At 55.1% G+C, this 17618-nt stretch carries 16 protein-coding genes; 3 read left to right on the top strand and 13 right to left on the bottom strand.

Annotated features, from left to right (window positions below):
• Window positions 1-70: 70 nt before the first annotated feature.
• The 6 genes from odhB to sdhC form a co-directional block, all read right to left on the bottom strand.
• Window positions 71-1297, bottom strand: coding sequence for a 2-oxoglutarate dehydrogenase complex dihydrolipoyllysine-residue succinyltransferase (gene odhB, locus QMG44_RS02755; protein WP_281852992.1), 1227 nt, complete (start codon window positions 1295-1297; stop codon window positions 71-73).
• A 14-nt stretch (window positions 1298-1311) separates the two neighbouring features.
• Entirely contained in the window at window positions 1312-4119 is a 2808-nt protein-coding gene (gene sucA, locus QMG44_RS02750) for a 2-oxoglutarate dehydrogenase E1 component (RefSeq protein WP_014169171.1), read from the bottom strand.
• Between the two features lie 226 nt (window positions 4120-4345).
• Window positions 4346-5062: a succinate dehydrogenase iron-sulfur subunit SdhB gene (gene sdhB, locus QMG44_RS02745; RefSeq protein WP_014169170.1), complete on the bottom strand. Its 717-nt coding sequence runs from the start codon at window positions 5060-5062 to the stop codon at window positions 4346-4348.
• Window positions 5063-5077: 15 nt separating this feature from the next.
• Window positions 5078-6844, bottom strand: a complete 1767-nt coding sequence (gene sdhA / locus QMG44_RS02740) for a succinate dehydrogenase flavoprotein subunit (protein WP_014883036.1) — start codon at window positions 6842-6844, stop codon at window positions 5078-5080.
• Entirely contained in the window at window positions 6844-7191 is a 348-nt protein-coding gene (sdhD, locus tag QMG44_RS02735) for a succinate dehydrogenase membrane anchor subunit (protein ID WP_010428702.1), read from the bottom strand. The genes sdhA and sdhD overlap by 1 nt, the downstream gene beginning before the upstream one ends.
• A complete protein-coding gene (gene sdhC, locus QMG44_RS02730) occupies window positions 7185-7589 on the bottom strand; it encodes a succinate dehydrogenase cytochrome b556 subunit (protein WP_025204654.1) in 405 nt (134 codons plus the stop codon). The genes sdhD and sdhC overlap by 7 nt, the downstream gene beginning before the upstream one ends.
• 641 nt (window positions 7590-8230) lie before the next feature.
• On the opposite strand from sdhC, the gene QMG44_RS02725 reads away from it, so the two are divergent.
• Window positions 8231-9514 carry a citrate synthase gene (locus QMG44_RS02725; RefSeq protein WP_014169167.1) on the top strand — a complete coding sequence of 428 codons (1284 nt, stop codon included), beginning with the start codon at window positions 8231-8233 and terminating at the stop codon, window positions 9512-9514.
• A gap of 100 nt (window positions 9515-9614) precedes the next feature.
• On the opposite strand, the gene nei is transcribed toward QMG44_RS02725, so the two are convergent.
• From nei to QMG44_RS02690, 7 genes are all read right to left on the bottom strand, one after another.
• The gene (gene nei / locus QMG44_RS02720; protein ID WP_014169166.1) at window positions 9615-10406 is read right to left on the bottom strand and encodes an endonuclease VIII; all 792 of its coding nucleotides are present in this window, start codon (window positions 10404-10406) and stop codon (window positions 9615-9617) included.
• A 21-nt stretch (window positions 10407-10427) separates the two neighbouring features.
• Complete coding sequence (gene pxpA / locus QMG44_RS02715) at window positions 10428-11165, bottom strand: 5-oxoprolinase subunit PxpA (protein WP_014169165.1); 738 nt, start codon at window positions 11163-11165, stop codon at window positions 10428-10430.
• The gene (pxpC, locus tag QMG44_RS02710) at window positions 11152-12084 is read right to left on the bottom strand and encodes a 5-oxoprolinase subunit PxpC (protein WP_086532786.1); all 933 of its coding nucleotides are present in this window, start codon (window positions 12082-12084) and stop codon (window positions 11152-11154) included. Before pxpC ends, pxpA begins: the two co-directional genes overlap by 14 nt.
• A complete protein-coding gene (pxpB, locus tag QMG44_RS02705) occupies window positions 12078-12734 on the bottom strand; it encodes a 5-oxoprolinase subunit PxpB (RefSeq protein ID WP_014169163.1) in 657 nt (218 codons plus the stop codon). Before pxpB ends, pxpC begins: the two co-directional genes overlap by 7 nt.
• Window positions 12735-12748: 14 nt before the next feature.
• A complete protein-coding gene (locus QMG44_RS02700) occupies window positions 12749-13492 on the bottom strand; it encodes a type 2 GTP cyclohydrolase I (RefSeq protein ID WP_086532787.1) in 744 nt (247 codons plus the stop codon).
• 10 nt (window positions 13493-13502) lie between these two features.
• Complete coding sequence (gene phrB / locus QMG44_RS02695) at window positions 13503-14915, bottom strand: deoxyribodipyrimidine photo-lyase (RefSeq protein ID WP_086532788.1); 1413 nt, start codon at window positions 14913-14915, stop codon at window positions 13503-13505.
• 413 nt (window positions 14916-15328) lie between these two features.
• Entirely contained in the window at window positions 15329-15535 is a 207-nt protein-coding gene (locus QMG44_RS02690) for a YbfA family protein (RefSeq protein ID WP_014883027.1), read from the bottom strand.
• Window positions 15536-15842: 307 nt separating this feature from the next.
• On the opposite strand from QMG44_RS02690, the gene kdpF reads away from it, so the two are divergent.
• Window positions 15843-15932: a K(+)-transporting ATPase subunit F gene (gene kdpF, locus QMG44_RS02685; RefSeq protein ID WP_015386886.1), complete on the top strand. Its 90-nt coding sequence runs from the start codon at window positions 15843-15845 to the stop codon at window positions 15930-15932.
• Window positions 15932-17611 (top strand): potassium-transporting ATPase subunit KdpA, encoded by a 1680-nt coding sequence (kdpA, locus tag QMG44_RS02680; protein ID WP_086532789.1) that lies wholly within the window; start codon window positions 15932-15934, stop codon window positions 17609-17611. The genes kdpF and kdpA overlap by 1 nt, the downstream gene beginning before the upstream one ends.
• Window positions 17612-17618 lie beyond the last annotated feature (7 nt).

Genomic DNA, 17618 nt, shown 5'->3' with positions numbered 1-17618 from the left:
TTCAGGTAATCGTTAGGTAGTGCTTTTGTAGGCCCGGCAGACAACGCGCCGCCGGGCAAGACTGCTAAAACTAGACGTCCAGCAGCAGACGCGTTGGATCTTCCAGCAGCTCTTTAATGGCCACCAGGAAGCCCACGGACTCACGGCCGTCGATCAGACGGTGATCGTAAGAGAGTGCCAGATACATCATTGGCAGGATCTCAACTTTGCCGTCTACCGCCATTGGACGATCTTTAATGGCATGCATACCCAGGATCGCGCTCTGCGGCGGGTTGATGATCGGGGTAGACATCAGTGAACCGAAAACGCCGCCGTTGGTAATGGTGAAGTTACCGCCGGTCAGATCGTCTACGGTCAGCTTGCCGTCGCGACCTTTTACAGCCAGCTCTTTAATCTTTTTCTCGATGTCAGCCATACCCAGAGTATCGACATCACGCAGAACCGGGGTAACCAGACCACGTGGCGTAGAGACTGCCATGCTGACGTCGAAGTAGTTGTGATAAACCACGTCATCGCCATCGATAGAGGCGTTAACTTCCGGGTAGCGTTTCAGCGCTTCAACAACCGCTTTCACGTAGAAGGACATAAAGCCCAGACGGATACCGTGACGTTTTTCAAACGCGTCACCGTACTGCTTACGCAGGTCCATGATTGGCTTCATGTTCACTTCGTTGAAAGTGGTCAGCATCGCGGTGGAGTTTTTCGCTTCCAGCAGACGCTCAGCCAAACGCTTACGCAGGCGAGTCATCGGCACGCGTTTTTCGCTACGGGCACCCAGCGCAGGCTGTGCTGCCGGCGCCGCTGCCGCTGCTGGCGCTTTAGCTTCTGCCTGAGCAGGGGCTTTCGCCAGGTGCTTCTCGATATCTTCACGGGTCAGACGACCACCGACACCGGTGCCTTTAATGGCAGCCGCATCCAGGTTGTGCTCGGCCAGCAGGCGACGGATCGCCGGGCTGAGCGCGTCGTTAGTCTGCTCTTCCAGAGAGGCCTGCTGACGCTGGGCTGGGGTAGACGCTTTTTCGTCAGACTTCACGCTGGACTCTTTGCCCGCGCTGTTGCCTTCACGCAGGCGACCCAGAATCTGACGGGAGGTTACGGTTGTCCCTTCGTCTTCCAGGACTGCATCCAGAATGCCATCCGCTGAAGCCGGTACTTCCAGTACCACTTTGTCAGTTTCGATTTCTACCAGCACTTCATCGCGCTTAACGCTATCGCCCGGTTTTTTGTGCCAGGTGGCGACGGTCGCATCTGCTACGGACTCAGGCAGGTCGGGAACAAGAATATCTACGCTACTCATTATGTATCCTTTAATTAATCGACGTTCAGCGCGTCATTGACCAGATCTTGTTGCTGCTTCTGGTGAACGGACATATACCCTACCGCCGGAGAGGCGGAGGCCGGGCGACCTGCATAACGCAGGGCAGACCCAAATGGAATGACTTCACGGAAATGATGCTGACTGCAGTACCAGGCGCCCTGGTTGAGCGGCTCTTCCTGGCACCAGACAAAATCATGCACGTGAGCATATGGTTTCAACGCTTCCTGCACCGCCTGGTGCGGGAATGGATAAAGCTGTTCGATACGCACGATGGCGACATCTTTCTGGTCGTTCTTACGGCGCTGTTCCAGCAGGTCGTAATAAACCTTACCAGAACACATCACAACACGCTTAACGGCCTGCGGATCCAGTTCGTCAACCTCACCGATGGCAGGCAGGAAGGTGCCGTTCGCCAGTTCGTCCAGGCTGGACACCGCCAGCGGGTGGCGCAGCAGGGATTTTGGCGACATGACCACCAGCGGACGGCGCATACCGCGCAGCGCCTGACGACGCAGCATGTGGTAGACCTGAGCCGGGGTGGACGGCACGCAGACCTGCATGTTCTGCTCAGCGCAGAGCTGCAGATAACGTTCCAGACGGGCGGAGGAGTGCTCCGGACCCTGACCTTCGTAACCGTGTGGCAGCAGCATCACCAGGCCACACATACGGCCCCATTTCTGCTCGCCGGACGAGATGAACTGGTCGATAACGACCTGGGCACCGTTGGCGAAGTCACCGAACTGCGCTTCCCAGATAGTCAGGGTGCGCGGTTCCGCAGTGGCGTAGCCGTATTCGAATGCCAGTACCGCTTCTTCAGACAGGACGGAGTCCCATACCTTGAACTGACCCTGACCGTTATGGACATGCTGCAGCGGAGTATAGGTTGAACCGTTAGTCTGGTTGTGAACTACCGCGTGACGGTGGAAGAAGGTGCCACGGCCCGCATCTTCACCGGACAGACGAACAGGAATGCCTTCATCAACCAGCGTTGCGTAAGCCAGTGTTTCCGCCCCGCCCCAGTCGAACAGCTTCTCGCCCGCCGCCATTGATTGACGGTCAGCATAAATTTTCGCTACGCGAGACTGCATCTCGATAGCGTCTGGTACGGTGCTGATGCGTTTAGCCAGCTCCTGCAGGCGCTTCATCTCTACCTTGTTCGGGTAGCTCTCATCCCACTCGTGGTTGAGGTACGGCGACCAGGTAAAGGAGTGCATGTTCATCGGGCGCAGCTCTTTCACTACGCATTCACCCGCATCCAGCGCGTCGCGGTAGAGGTTGACCATTTCGGTCGCATCTTCCAGCGTCGTCACGTTGTCGCCTTCCAGCTTGTCAGCATAGATTTTGCGTGGCGTCGGGTGTTTTTTGATTTTCTGATACATCAGCGGCTGCGTTGCACTTGGCTCGTCAGCTTCGTTGTGGCCATGACGGCGGTAGCAGAACAGGTCGATGAACACATCGCGTTTGAAGGTGTTACGGTAGTCCAGCGCCAGACGGGTAACGAACGCCACGGCTTCCGGGTCATCCGCGTTAACGTGGAAGATCGGTGCCTGAACCATCTTACCGATGTCGGTGCAGTACGGGGTAGAACGCGCATCCAGTGGGTTAGAAGTCGTGAAGCCCACCTGGTTGTTGATAACAATGCGAACGGTACCGCCCACTTCGTAACCACGCGCCTTGGACATGTTCAGCGTTTCCTGAACCACGCCCTGCCCTGTGACTGCCGCGTCACCGTGAATGGTGATTGGCAGAACTTTGTTGCTGCTCGGCTCGTCCAGACGATCCAGACGCGCACGCACAGAACCGATAACCACCGGGCTCACGATTTCCAGGTGTGACGGGTTAAACGCCAGCGCCAGGTGAACCAGACCGCCTTCGGTTTCGATATCAGACGAGAAGCCCATGTGGTACTTCACGTCACCGGTGCCGAGGTGTTCTTTATGTTTGCCCGCGAATTCGTCGAACAGGTCCTGCGGTTTTTTACCCAGCACGTTGACCAGTACGTTCAGACGACCGCGGTGCGCCATACCCAGCACCACTTCACGGGTACCGCTTTTGCCCGCGTGACGAATCAGCTCTTTCAGCATAGGTACCAGCGCGTCGCCGCCTTCCAGCGAGAAGCGTTTCGCACCCGGGAATTTCGCGCCCAGATAGCGTTCAAGGCCTTCTGCTGCGGTCAGTTCGCTGAGGAAGCGTTTTTTCTCTTCAGCAGAGAAATTCGCGTGTCCCGCCACAGATTCGATGCGCTGCTGGATCCAGCGTTTCTCTTCTGTAGAGGTGATGTGCATATATTCCGCGCCGATGGAGCCGCAGTAGGTTTGCTTGAGCGCGTCAATCAACTCGCCCAACTTCATCGTGTCTTTGCCGATGGCAAAGGAACCTACGTTAAAGCTTTCCTGGAAATCGGCCTCGGTCAGATCGTGATACGCCGGATCGAGATCCGCCACACGATCTTGTTTCCACAGTCCCAGCGGATCGAGATTCGCATGCTGGTGACCACGGAAGCGATAAGCGTTGATAAGCTGCAGGACTTTAACCTGCTTCGCATTGGTGTCAGGGTCGGAAATCGCAGAAGAGTAACGTGAGGCATCCTTCGCCAGACGACGGAAATAATCACGTGTTTTGGAATGGAATTGATCCGGTTTGACTCCAGTGCCAGGTAACTGCTGGAACATGGAACGCCAGTTTGCGTCCACTGAGTCAGGATCGGTTAAGAAGTCTTCATAGAGCTGTTCTATCCAGCTCTGGTTTGAACCAGAGAGGTAAGAAGAGTCCAGCCAGGCTTTCATTGCGCCGTTCTGCATCGTGATCCCTTAAGCATTTTTATGCTTACTTTCGCCGTAGAAACTACCACGTACAACACGTACGTGCCGGGGTTCACCTGCGAGCTCTTATGTTGTCTTGGGCTCGCGAAGGAACCTTTAAAAACTGTCTGCACCTCGGGGCAGTTTTTAGAGGTTTCCTACATTTTATCCCCTCTCCTGTCAGGAGAGGGTCAGGGCGAGGGGAACAACGCTCCCCTCCTGTTACTTATGCACTGCGCTGCAGCAGCATCGACTTAATATGGCCGATGGCGCGCGTCGGGTTCAGTCCCTTAGGACATACACTGACGCAGTTCATGATGCTATGGCAGCGGAATACGCTGAAAGCATCACTCAGTCCTTCCAGACGACTGTCGGTTTCGGTGTCGCGGCTATCGATCAGGAAGCGATAGGCAGCCAGCAGACCGGCCGGGCCGATAAACTTGTCCGGGTTCCACCAGAACGACGGGCAAGAGGTCGAGCAACATGCACAGAGAATACACTCGTACAAACCATCGAGTTTTTCACGCTGCTCAGGAGACTGTAAGTGCTCACGAGCCGGTGGATTTTGCCCATTATTCAATAAGTAAGGCTTAATCTTCTCATATTGTGCATAGAATTGCCCCATGTCTACCACCAAATCACGAACGACTGGCAGACCTGGCAAAGGACGGATAACAATTTTCTGGCCCGCGCGCTGCAACGCTGAAATTGGCGTGATGCAGGCCAGACCATTTTTACCGTTCATGTTCACACCGTCAGAGCCACAAACGCCTTCACGGCATGAGCGACGGAACGACAGTGTCGGATCTTTTTCTTTCAGCTGGATTAAGGCATCCAGCAGCATCATGTCACGGCCTTCTTCCGCTTCCAGGGTGTAATCCTGCATACGCGGAGCATCATCTACATCCGGGTTATAACGATAAACTGAGAATTCGAGTTTCATTATCCTGTCTCCGCATTAGTAAGTACGAATCTTCGGCGGGAACGCCGGACGCAGTTTCGGTTCCATATTGACGCTACGACGCGTCATGGATTCCGACTCTGGCAGATACAGGGAATGGCACAGCCAGTTTTCATCGTCACGATCCGGGAAGTCGAAGCGGCTATGCGCGCCACGGCTCTCGGTACGGAAGTTTGCCGACATCGCGGTAGCGAACGCCGTTTCCATCAGGTTATCCAGCTCCAGACACTCAACGCGCTGGGTATTGAACTCGCTGGACGTGTCGTCCAGACGGGCATTTTTCAGACGCTCGCGGATCGCTTTCAGCTGCTCAAGACCTTTGGCCATCGCATCCCCTTCACGGAATACCGAGAAGTTGTGCTGCATACATTCCTGCAGCGCTTTGCGGATTTCCACCGGATCTTCACCATTACGGTTGCCGTTCCAGCGGTTCAGACGCTCAAGCGACGCATCAATTTCATCGTCGGTGGCATCACGCAGCGCACCCTGCTCGGCAATAGACTCTTGCAGATGCAGACCTACCGCACGACCAAATACCACCAGGTCAAGCAGGGAGTTCCCGCCCAGACGGTTTGCACCGTGTACGGATACGCAGGCAATTTCACCGACGGCAAACAGGCCCGGGATAACAACGTCTTCACCCTGCTCGTTCACGGTCAGCGCCTGGCCGGTCACTTTGGTCGGAATACCGCCCATCATGTAGTGACAGGTTGGAATTACCGGGATAGGCTCTTTCACTGGATCGACGTGCGCGAAGGTACGAGACAGCTCCAGAATGCCTGGCAGACGTGATTCCAGAACCTCTTTACCCAGATGGTCGAGTTTCAGCTTCGCGTGTGGACCCCATGGGCCGTCACAGCCGCGGCCTTCACGGATTTCGATCATGATGGAACGCGCCACCACGTCACGACCCGCCAGGTCTTTCGCATTCGGGGCATAACGCTCCATGAAGCGCTCGCCGTGTTTGTTCAGCAGGTAACCCCCTTCACCACGGCAGCCTTCTGTTACCAGCACGCCGGCACCGGCGATGCCGGTTGGGTGGAACTGCCACATTTCCATATCCTGCACCGGTACGCCGGCGCGGATAGCCATACCTACGCCGTCACCGGTGTTGATGTGGGCGTTGGTGGTAGATTGATAAATACGGCCTGCACCGCCGGTCGCCAGCACGGTAGCACGCGCTTTGAAGTAGACCACTTCACCGGTTTCAATACACAGCGCGGTACAACCTACAACGGCGCCATCGGCGTTTTTCACCAGATCCAGCGCATACCACTCGGAGAAAATAGTCGTGTGGTTTTTCAGGTTCTGTTGATACAGCGTGTGCAGCAGTGCGTGACCGGTACGGTCAGCCGCAGCTGCAGTACGTGCCGCCTGCTCGCCGCCGAAGTTTTTCGACTGGCCGCCAAACGGACGCTGATAAATGGTGCCATTTTCCAGACGGGAGAACGGCAGCCCCATGTGGTCCAGCTCCAGAATCGCTTCCGGGCCAGTCTTACACATATATTCGATAGCATCCTGGTCGCCGATGTAGTCGGAACCTTTGACCGTGTCATACATGTGCCATTCCCAGTTATCTTCATGGGAATTGCCCAGCGCAACGGTAATACCGCCCTGCGCGGAGACAGTGTGGGAACGGGTCGGGAAGACTTTAGAGAGCAGCGCACAGGTCTGGCCGCTCTGGGAAATTTGCAGTGCTGCACGCATACCTGCGCCACCAGCACCAATCACAACAGCATCAAATTCTCTGACTGGCAGTTTCATTACACACCCCACACCACAACGAATCCATAAATAACGTAAACCACCAGTGCAACGACAATGACCAGCTGCAGAGGAAGGCGAATCGCCAGTGGTTTAACGTAATCGGTCAACACCTGCCACATACCAATCCAGGCATGAATAAGGATGGAGAACAGAGCCAGCAGGGTGAACACTTTGGTGAAGGCAGATCCGAAGAACCCACTCCAGATTTCCCACGTCAGCGTGCCGCTGGTCGCGAAGAAACCAATCATATAGATGATATAAAGGGTGAGAACGATGGCGGTAGCACGGACCAGAATGAAGTCATGTACGCCGTTGCGTCCTAATGCGGAGGCGTTGCTTACCATACGAGAACTCCTGCGAGAAGTGAAAGCACGACAGTCAATACAAATGAAATATTAGCGGAGCGTTTACCGGCTTCGAAAGTCTCTTCCAGGTAGCCAAAGTCCATCAGCATATGACGAATGCCCACGACAACGTGGTACGCCAGCGCAGTCAGAATGCCCCACATGATAAATTTCACGAAGAAGCTGTTCATGATGGCAGAGGCCTGGAGGAATCCTTCAGGAGAAGAGAGGCTGGTACCCAGTAACCACAGCAGAATGCCGACCGCCACAAACGTAATCACACCAGAAACGCGGTGCAGAATGGACGCTATTGCTGTTACAGGGAACCGGATCGTTTTGAGATCCAGATTGACAGGTCTTTGTTTTTTCACATTTCTTATCATGAATAACGCCCACATGCTGTTCTTATTGTTTCCTTCCTCCGGACTGCGATGCGGGTCAGACAGCGTTCCTTTTCTATAACTGCGCGTCATGCAAAACATTGCTTCCAAATGCTAAAACGACACGTTACAACGCTGGGTGGCTCGGGATTGCAGGGTGTTCCGGAGACCTGGCGGCAGTATAGGCCGTTCACAAAATCATTACAATTAACCTACATACAGTTTGTCGGGTTTTCTCTGGAACAGTGATCAGGGTCACGATAACAACATCTTTTTAATTTTTAATCATCTGATTTGACAAATGTTAAACAATATTGTTACAAACGTCATCAGAAAAGGCATATAATGCGCAAAAGTTATGAGGTCTCACTTTCACCTGACAAATAGTTATGTAACAGTGTGATGGTATTGACCGAAGTTATCAGGACAGTTATTAGTGATATACAGGTTTGAATAATTCGGACTGCGAAGACACTGATTTGCTGTTGTTTCACTGATTTTTCATGTTTTTACCTGCAAGGCGCCATAGCTCTGTACCCTGGTTTCTCCTCGTGAGCTGAGCGGTAAGCCAAATAACAAACTGGTAACGGTGAGAAATCAGCAGAATGCAAATCCGGTAATTGGCAGTCTTAAGCAATAAGGCGCTAAGGAGACCGTAAATGGCTGATACAAAGGCAACGCTCACCCTAAATGGTGACACTGCTGTTGAACTGGATGTGCTAAAAGGCACGCTCGGTCAGGATGTTATTGATATCCGTACGCTGGGTTCTAAAGGTGTATTCACCTTCGACCCTGGATTTACCTCTACCGCATCTTGCGAATCCAAAATCACCTTCATTGATGGTGACGAAGGTATCCTGCTCCATCGCGGCTTCCCCATCGATCAGTTAGCCACCGAATCCAACTATCTGGAAGTGTGCTACATCCTGCTGAACGGCGAAAAACCGACGCAGGCACAATACGATGAATTCAAAACCACCGTCACCCGTCACACCATGATTCATGAGCAGATCACCCGTCTGTTCCATGCTTTCCGTCGTGATTCTCACCCAATGGCGGTGATGTGCGGTATTACCGGTGCGCTGGCAGCGTTCTACCACGACTCGCTGGACGTGAATAATCCACGTCACCGCGATATCGCGGCGTTCCGCCTGCTGTCCAAAATGCCGACAATGGCAGCGATGTGTTACAAATACTCCATCGGCCAGCCGTTTGTTTATCCACGTAACGACCTCTCCTACGCCGGTAACTTCCTGCGCATGATGTTCTCCACGCCATGTGAAGAGTACGAAGTGAACCCGGTACTGGAACGTGCGATGGACCGTATTCTGATCCTGCACGCCGACCACGAACAGAACGCCTCCACCTCCACCGTCCGTACCGCAGGCTCTTCAGGCGCGAACCCGTTCGCCTGTATCGCTGCGGGTATCGCCTCCCTGTGGGGACCGGCGCACGGCGGCGCGAACGAAGCGGCACTGAAGATGCTGGAAGAGATCAGCTCCGTTGAGCACATTCCTGAATTCGTGCGTCGCGCGAAAGACAAGAATGACTCCTTCCGTCTGATGGGCTTCGGTCACCGTGTGTACAAAAACTACGACCCACGCGCTACCGTTATGCGTGAAACATGCCACGAAGTGCTGAAAGAGCTAGGTACAAAAGACGACCTGCTGGAAGTGGCGATGGAGCTTGAGCACATCGCGCTGAACGACCCGTACTTCATCGAGAAGAAACTCTACCCGAACGTCGATTTCTACTCTGGCATTATTCTGAAAGCGATGGGCATTCCGTCTTCCATGTTCACCGTGATCTTCGCCATGGCACGTACCGTTGGCTGGATTGCGCACTGGAACGAAATGCACAGCGAAGGCATGAAAATCGCCCGTCCTCGTCAGCTGTATACTGGCTACGAGCAGCGTGATTTTAAGTCTGACATCAAACGCTGATGTTAACGGGGTGTGGCCTGATGTCCTCACCCCATCCCTCTCTTACTCCGAGAGAGTGAAGACATTAAAAACGGTAACCCCCTGGGTTACCGTTTTCATTTTACTTCTGGCAGTGCGGACACCAGTAAAACGGTCTCGATGACAGCGTGGTTTTCGCAATTAACCCGCCGCACCGCTCACACGCCTTCCCTTCACGATGAAACACCTTAAAGCGGAACAATGCCCCATGGTGCTTGTTGTCATCCACCACGCCACGCGTGTTGTAGGACAGGCGCGGGATATCCAGCAGTGCGTGGGATAACGCCTCCAGCTGTTCATCACTGAGTTGCGATGCCTTATGCTGCGCCGCCAGGCCCACCTCCCAGAGGATTTCCACCCGCAGGTAATTTCCTAATCCAGCCAGAAACGCCTGATCGAGCAACAATCCGGAAAACTGTCGGTTACGAAACCGAGGTGACACCAGACGGGCTTTCACCTCGCCCGGGGTCAGGCTCATATCCAGCACATCCGGCCCGACGCGCTGCAGGAACGGATGAGTGAGCAGCTGCTCTGGCGTTAACATTTCGATATCGGATGCGCTGTAGAGCAGAACCGCGTTGTCTGCCGTCTGGAGCCTGACGCGCAGCACGCGGGTTGTTTGCGGCTGCTCGTTTGCCTTCACCACGCGCCAAACGCCGTACAGCTGATTATGGCTATATAACGTCAGGTTATGGGAGAAATGCGTGAGCAGCGCTTTGCCGCGCGTTTCAATGTGCGTCACCGTCTGCCCCACCAGCTGGGCTTCAAACGGTTTCAGTTGAGGAAAAGCAAACCAGACATCCGTCAGCGGTTTGCCCTTTATCGCCGCCTCGAGGCTATCCGCTGCACGGCGGATCTCCGGGCCTTCAGGCATTTTTCTGTCCTTATCGTTATGTCATGCACTCACGAGAATACCCTGCTCCGCAAAGGCCGTCCGTAAGCGGCGGGCAAACTGCAGCGCATGCTCACCATCGCCGTGTAAACACACCGTATCCGCCTGGACTCTGGCCGTTGAACCATCAATTGCCTTTACCGAGCCCTCACATACCATCGCCAGCGTTTGCGCCAGCGCCTGTGATTCATCGGTAATAAGCGCACCGGGCAGTGAACGGGGAACCAGGCTGCCGTCCGGCTGATACCCTCTGTCAGCAAAAACTTCCTGACGGGTGGTTAACCCCAGCCGCTGTCCCGCGCGAATAAGCTCGCTCCCCGCCAGCCCCACCAGGATGAGCTGCGGGTTGCAGTCCCGCACCGCGCGGGCAATGGCATCCGCGAGAGCCGGATCTTTGGCCGCCTGATTGTAGAGCATGCCGTGGGGTTTCACATGGCGCAGCACGCCCTGCTGGGAACGCACAATCGCCTCCAGCGCGCCCGTTTGATAAAGCGTCTGGGCATACACCGTCTCAGGAGGGAGATCCATTGCCGTGCGGCCAAAATTATCCCTGTCAGGAAAACTGGGATGTGCCCCTATCGCCACGCCGTGCTTAATCGCATTACGCACGCTGTCCAGCATGGTTTGCGCGTCACCCGCGTGAAACCCGCAGGCAATATTGACCGAAGAGACCAGCGTCATCAGTTCAGCATCGGCACTTCCGCCCTCACCCAGATCGGCGTTTAAATCAATCTTTGCCATCGAGCCTCCATGCCAGTTGTTCCAGATAACGCTGCTGATCCTGGCGTGCCTTCAGCGCCTCCTCCAGCGAACATTGCACAAAATGAATCGGCTGTCCGAGAGGAATTTGCGCCAGATGGTAGCGATCTGCTTCAATGATGCAGGCAATACGCGGGTATCCCCCCGTAGTTTGCGCATCGTTCATCAGCACGATCGGCTGACCGTTACCCGGTACCTGAATAACGCCAGGCAATAAACCGTGTGAGAGCAATTCCCGATCTGTCGTACGGGTCAATGGCTGCCCCTGCAGGCGGTATCCCATACGGTTACTTTGGGGGCTGATCTTCCACGGCGAACGCCAGAACGTCTCCTGAGCGACTTCATCGAACTCCTGATATTCCGGCCCCGGTAAGGCACGGATCTGGTTGGTCCATAACAGCTGTTTTACCCCCTGGGCCGTCGAGAAGTGGCGCGTTGAGGGTTTAATCGCCAGACGATCGCCGTCACGCAGCAGGCGCCCTTCATGACCGCCAATGCCGGCTTTCTGATCGGTGCTGGATGAACCCAGCACTTCTGGCACATCAATCCCTCCTGCGACCGCAAGATAGCTTCGCACGCCGTGCACAGGACGTTTAAGGGTCAGACGCTGCCCGGCTTTCGCCCGCAGCCGCCAGCCTGTCCAGACCGCTTTGCCATCCAGCTCGGCGTCACAGGCGGCCCCGGTTAAGGCAAACCAGGCCTCCTCGCCGAATTCAATCACACACTGGCCAAGCGTAATTTCGAGTGCCGCCGTGCTGCCAGGGTTGCCCACCAGCAAGTTAGCAATCTCCAGCGCAGGCCTGTCCAGCGCACCACAGTAGCTCACGCCCGACTGGCGCATGCCAAAGCGGCCGGCATCCTGTACGGACGTGTAAAGCCCGGCGCGAATCAGCGTTAACATACCCCCTCCTTCTGCGGGATAAAGCGCAGGGTATCGCCGGGACGAAGGAGTATGGGAACCTCCTGCCCTGGTTCAAATAACGGCCTGGACGTATGCCCGATAAGCTGCCAGCCCCCCGGTGACGTCAGAGGATAAATGCCGGTCTGCTCACCACCGATAGCCACCGTGCCCGCCGGCACGCTCAGGCGGGGTTCGGCGCGACGCGGCGTATGCAATTGCGGTGAGAGCCCCCCCAGATAGGGGAAGCCCGGCTGGAAACCTAAGAACCAGACCACGTAATCAACGCAGGCGTGCAATTCAACCACCTGCTTTTCCGTTAATCCGCAGTGTTCCGCCACCACGCCAAGATCGGGTCCATGCTCGCCGCCATACACCACCGGGATCTCAATTGTCCGGGAATCCGGCTCCAGCGCCTCGCTCTCTTCCCACCAGCGCTGCAAACGTTCAATAGCATCCAGCGCCAGCGTATGCGGATTACGCAGCACCACGGTGATGTTATTCATACCCGGAATCGCTTCAACCACTTCAGGCACATCGGCCAGGCGCTGCGTTAGCCGCCAGATACGCTTTTGCGTGGCAAGGGTCACTGGCGGTTCCAGCTCCAGAACCACTGCCGTTTCCCCCAGAAGATAACAACGCGCTCGCTGCACTCAGATACCTCTCATCAGGCCGGGTTAGGGATATCAATAAACGTGACATCCAGATCGGTATTTTCGGTCAGCCATTCACTGAGGGCGCGAATTCCGCCACGCTCGGTGGCATGGTGACCTGCCGCGTAAAAATGCAGACCTTGTTCACGCGCCGAATGGACGGTCTGCTCGGACACTTCTCCAGTGATGAAGGCGTCGACACCAAAGCGTGCCGCGCTGTCAATAAAGCCCTGACCACCACCAGTACACCAGGCAACCCGTTTCACCGTGTCCGGACCGGTGTCACCGCACCAGAGCGGACGGCGTCCCAGACGCGCTTCAATCCATGAGGCCAGCTCCAGGCCGGGCACCGGCATGGCCAGCTCTCCCCAGGGCACCAGCGGCTCAATTTCACCCATGACGGTAATCCCCAGCAGCTGCGCGAGCTGTACGTTATTGCCCAGCTCCGGGTGCGCATCCAGCGGCAGATGGTAACCGTACAGGTTGATATCATTTGCCAGCAGCGTTTTCAGGCGGTTTCGCTTCATACCGCGAATGATCGGTGCTTCGTTTTTCCAGAAATAACCGTGATGGACAATAACGGCATCCGCTTCCTGACGGACGGCTTCGTCCAGCAGCGCCTGGCTTGCCGTCACGCCAGTGACAATTTTCTGCACCGTTTCGCGTCCTTCAACCTGGAGGCCGTTCGGGCCGTAATCGCTGAAGGAGGCGCTGTTCAGTTTTTCGTTAATCAGGCTTTCCAGTTCGCTGTTTTTCATCATCACTCTCTTAAGCTTTGCGGGCGGCCTCGTACGCCGCCAGCGTGGCGACACGCGCCTGTTTATGGTCAACAATCGGACGGGGATAATCGAGCTTCACACCCTGTTTATCCGCCCATGCCCACGGGTCGTGGATCGCTTTTGCAGGGACATTGCTCAGCGCGGGCAACCAGCGGCGGATAAACTCGCCGTCTGCATCAAATTTTTGTCCCTGCGTGGCAGGATTAAAAATACGGAAATAGGGCGCGGCGTCGGTTCCAGTGGACGCCGCCCACTGCCAGCCGCCGTTATTCGCCGCCAGATCGCCATCGATCAGCTGAGAAATAAAATACCGCTCCCCGACACGCCAGTCGATAAGCAGATCCTTCACCAGGAAGCTGGCGGTAATCATTCGCAGCCGATTGTGCATCCATCCGGTTTCATTGAGCTGGCGCATCGCGGCATCAACAATCGGGAAGCCCGTTTCGCCTTTCTGCCAGGCCTGTAAGTGGCTCTCATTGTGTTGCCAGTTTACGTTATCAGTCCAGGGTATAAACGGACGATGCTTACATAAATCAGGGTGATACGTCATCAAATGGCGATAAAATTCGCGCCAGATAAGTTCGTTAAGCCAGACGGAGCCGGGGCCCCCGTCCAGTGCCTGTGGTTGTTCCGCCAGAAGACGATGCAGACACTGGCGCGGAGAGAGCACGCCCAGTGCCAGACAGGCCGATAAACGGCTGGTGCCCTCTGTCGCGGGAAAATCCCTGCGCGCGTCGTAATCGCGTGCGCCCGCTTTACAAAACTGGCGCAGCTTCGCGATAGCGTTTTTTTCGGTAGCCGGGAACAGAGTCTCATCAAACGCCTGTTGCGGATAGTCAAACTCCCGCTCGGGTATCTCCGTTATGGCGTCTCCCCTCACGGTGGGTGCAGCCACGCATTCCGGCAGTGCCTCCTTCAGTCTTTTAATGAAGGCATTTTTAAACGGCGTAAAGACTTTATACATCTCGTGGTTGCCGGTCATGACACTGCCCGGCGGCAGCATGACGCTGTCATCAAAACCCTGACACTCTACATCCTGCAGGATTTTCTCCAGCTGACGATCCCGCTGACGTTCATTGAATTCGTACTGATAGTTGTAAAAAAGGTGGGTGACATCGTACTGCTCACAGATTGCCTTCACAGCCTGGCATTGCTCGGAGAAGTCACTGACCTCTTTATAAATGAGCGGGATCCCTTTTTCGGCAAGCGAACACTGCAAGCCATTCAGATGTGAGCTGAGGTAAGCCGCCTGGCGTGGTGCCATAGCATGCTGCTGCCACTGCCCGGGGGTGGCGATAAACACCGCCAGCACGCGGGCTTCCGGGGAGCGGCAGGCAGCCGCAAGGGCGAGATTGTCATGTACGCGCAGGTCCGCGCGAAACCAAACCAGATGGGTGGGCATAAAACTCCTGGCAATTATCCATTATGTCCGTAAGGCCATGCCACTAAAGAGAAAATGCGGCTGGCTTTTATCTACTTTGCCATGAAGTGTAGACGCGATGAAATAAAAAAGGCCGCCCGGGGCGGCCTTAACGCTACGTGTCCTGCGCCATCATGGTAAAAGCAATAAACAGTGTCGGTTCATCACGTCTTACCACGAGTACGCTGGCGACAATGAACGCAATGCAAAAAGAGCGTTTCATCATGCGGCCCCTGCTGCTAACCGCTCCACCGTTCACCACCGGTGATAAGTCGGTGGACACACGCTCTGACGAGAGCCCAAAAACGACCCAACGGACCGCGGATCCTGAGGGATAAAAAAAACCGCCACATTGCTGTAGGCGGTTTTTTTTATTGCTGTGTGTCGTCTTCGTATCAGTAAAAATCGCAGGTCGCTTTCTCGGCCTGATCCATCCACACCGGCTTCTCGCTGGTTTTGGCCCAGACGCGGTGCAAATAGCTATAAAAACGTGCGCGGTCTTTCCAGAAGAGCATCACCGGCAGGGCCAGCACGCCAGCCACTACGGCGAAAGTGCGACGCATGAAAACGATATGAGCCGGATACGCTTTATAAAGATCCATATTTTCTCCCCTATAGTTGGCCGGAAACATGCTCCGGAAAATTTGAAATCTGTGATCTGGCTAAAATAATACCGCTTTGTTTGTAATTTTACTACTCATCAGACCAGTTATTTTCATCCATTTAGTGAATATTTACATTTCCGCCGTAAGTAAGTTACAAAAAAGTTAACGATTTACTTACCAATAGTTAAATTGTGCCTTTTCCATTTTTATACTTTTTTTACACCCACCCTGCCGATTTTTGCGAAATCTTTGCGCCATAAATCCTACCGTTAACACAAATACAAATGTCACTCGGAGGTGGATTGTGAGTGCAGGTCTGATTACCGGCATCGTGCTGGTGTTCCTGTTATTGGGTTATCTGGTATACGCCCTGATTAATGCGGAGGCCTTCTGATGGCTGCTCAGGCGTTTTTACTTATAGCCAGCTTTTTACTGGTCTTATTGGTGCTTGCCAGACCACTGGGAACGGGGCTCGCGCGGCTGATCAACAACGTGTCCTTACCGGGTACGGGAAGTATCGAAAAAGGGATCTGGCGCGTACTGGGAATACGCGATCAGGAGATGAACTGGCGTCAGTATCTGGTCGCTATTCTGCTGCTGAATATCGTTGGGCTGGTCGCGCTCTTTGTTATGCTGATGTTGCAGGGTAGCCTGCCGCTGAACCCGCAACAGTTACCGGGCCTGTCCTGGCATCTTGCGCTGAATACGGCCGTCAGCTTTGTCACCAATACCAACTGGCAATCCTACGCCGGCGAAACCACGCTGAGCTACTTCAGCCAGATGGTGGGATTAACCGTACAAAATTTCCTCTCAGCAGCCAGCGGCATCGCGGTTGTCTTCGCGCTGACGCGTGCGTTTGCACGTCAGAATATGGGTACGCTGGGCAATGCCTGGGTTGATCTCATGCGCATTACTCTGTGGGTCTTACTTCCAATTGCTCTGCTCATCGCGCTGTTCTTTATTCAGCAAGGTACGCTGCAAAACCTGCTGCCTTACGCCCCTTATACCTCGCTTGAAGGGGCAAAACAGCTTCTGCCGATGGGGCCTGTGGCCTCACAGGAAGCCATTAAGATGCTCGGTACGAATGGTGGCGGTTTCTTCAATGCCAACTCATCGCATCCGTTTGAAAACCCAACGGCACTGACCAACGCAGTGCAAATGCTGGCGATCTTCCTGATCCCCGCAGCGCTGTGCTTTGCTTTTGGCGATGTGGTGAACGATCGTCGTCAGGGTCGCACCCTGCTCTGGACCATGTCGCTAATCTTTGTCGTCTGTGTTGCGCTGGTGATGTGGGCCGAATGGCAAGGTAACCCGCATTTCCTGACGCTGGGCGCTGACGGCACCATGAATATGGAAGGGAAAGAGAGCCGCTTTGGCATTCTCGCCAGCAGCCTTTATGCCGTGGTCACGACGGCGGCATCCTGCGGGGCGGTCAATGCTATGCACGACTCCTTCACGGCACTGGGCGGCATGATCCCGATGTGGCTGATGCAGATCGGTGAAGTGGTATTCGGCGGCGTAGGCTCGGGTCTTTACGGCATGCTGCTGTTTGTTCTGCTGGCGGTGTTCATTGCGGGTCTGATGATTGGTCGCACCCCGGAATATCTGGGCAAAAAAATCGATGTCCGTGAGATGAAGTTAACCGCGCTGGCGATTCTGGTCACCCCCGCCCTCGTGCTGGCTGGTACCGCACTGGCACTGATGACGGAGGCCGGACGCAGCGGCATCTTCAACCCTGGCATCCACGGCTTTAGCGAAGTGCTTTATGCCGTCTCTTCTGCTTCTAACAATAACGGTAGTGCCTTCGCAGGCTTAAGCGCTAACTCACCGTTCTGGAACTGTCTGCTGGCGTTCTGCATGTTCGTGGGCCGTTTCGGGGTCATTGTGCCGGTGCTGGCGATTGCCGGGTCGCTGGTGAGCAAAAAAATTCAACCGACCACCAGCGGGACGTTGCCGACCCACGGCGCGCTGTTTATCGGACTGCTGGCCGGTACCGTGCTGCTGGTCGGCGCCCTGACCTTTATCCCCGCCCTCGCGTTAGGCCCGGTCGCGGAATACCTCTCTTTACGCTGATTTTGCG

This window comes from Enterobacter sp. 200527-13, from assembly GCF_027924865.1.
In the GTDB taxonomy this organism is placed as follows: Bacteria; Pseudomonadota; Gammaproteobacteria; order Enterobacterales; family Enterobacteriaceae; genus Enterobacter; species Enterobacter ludwigii.
The sequence above is the reverse complement of the archived record's forward strand: the minus strand, read 5'-3'. Positions and strand labels throughout refer to the sequence as shown.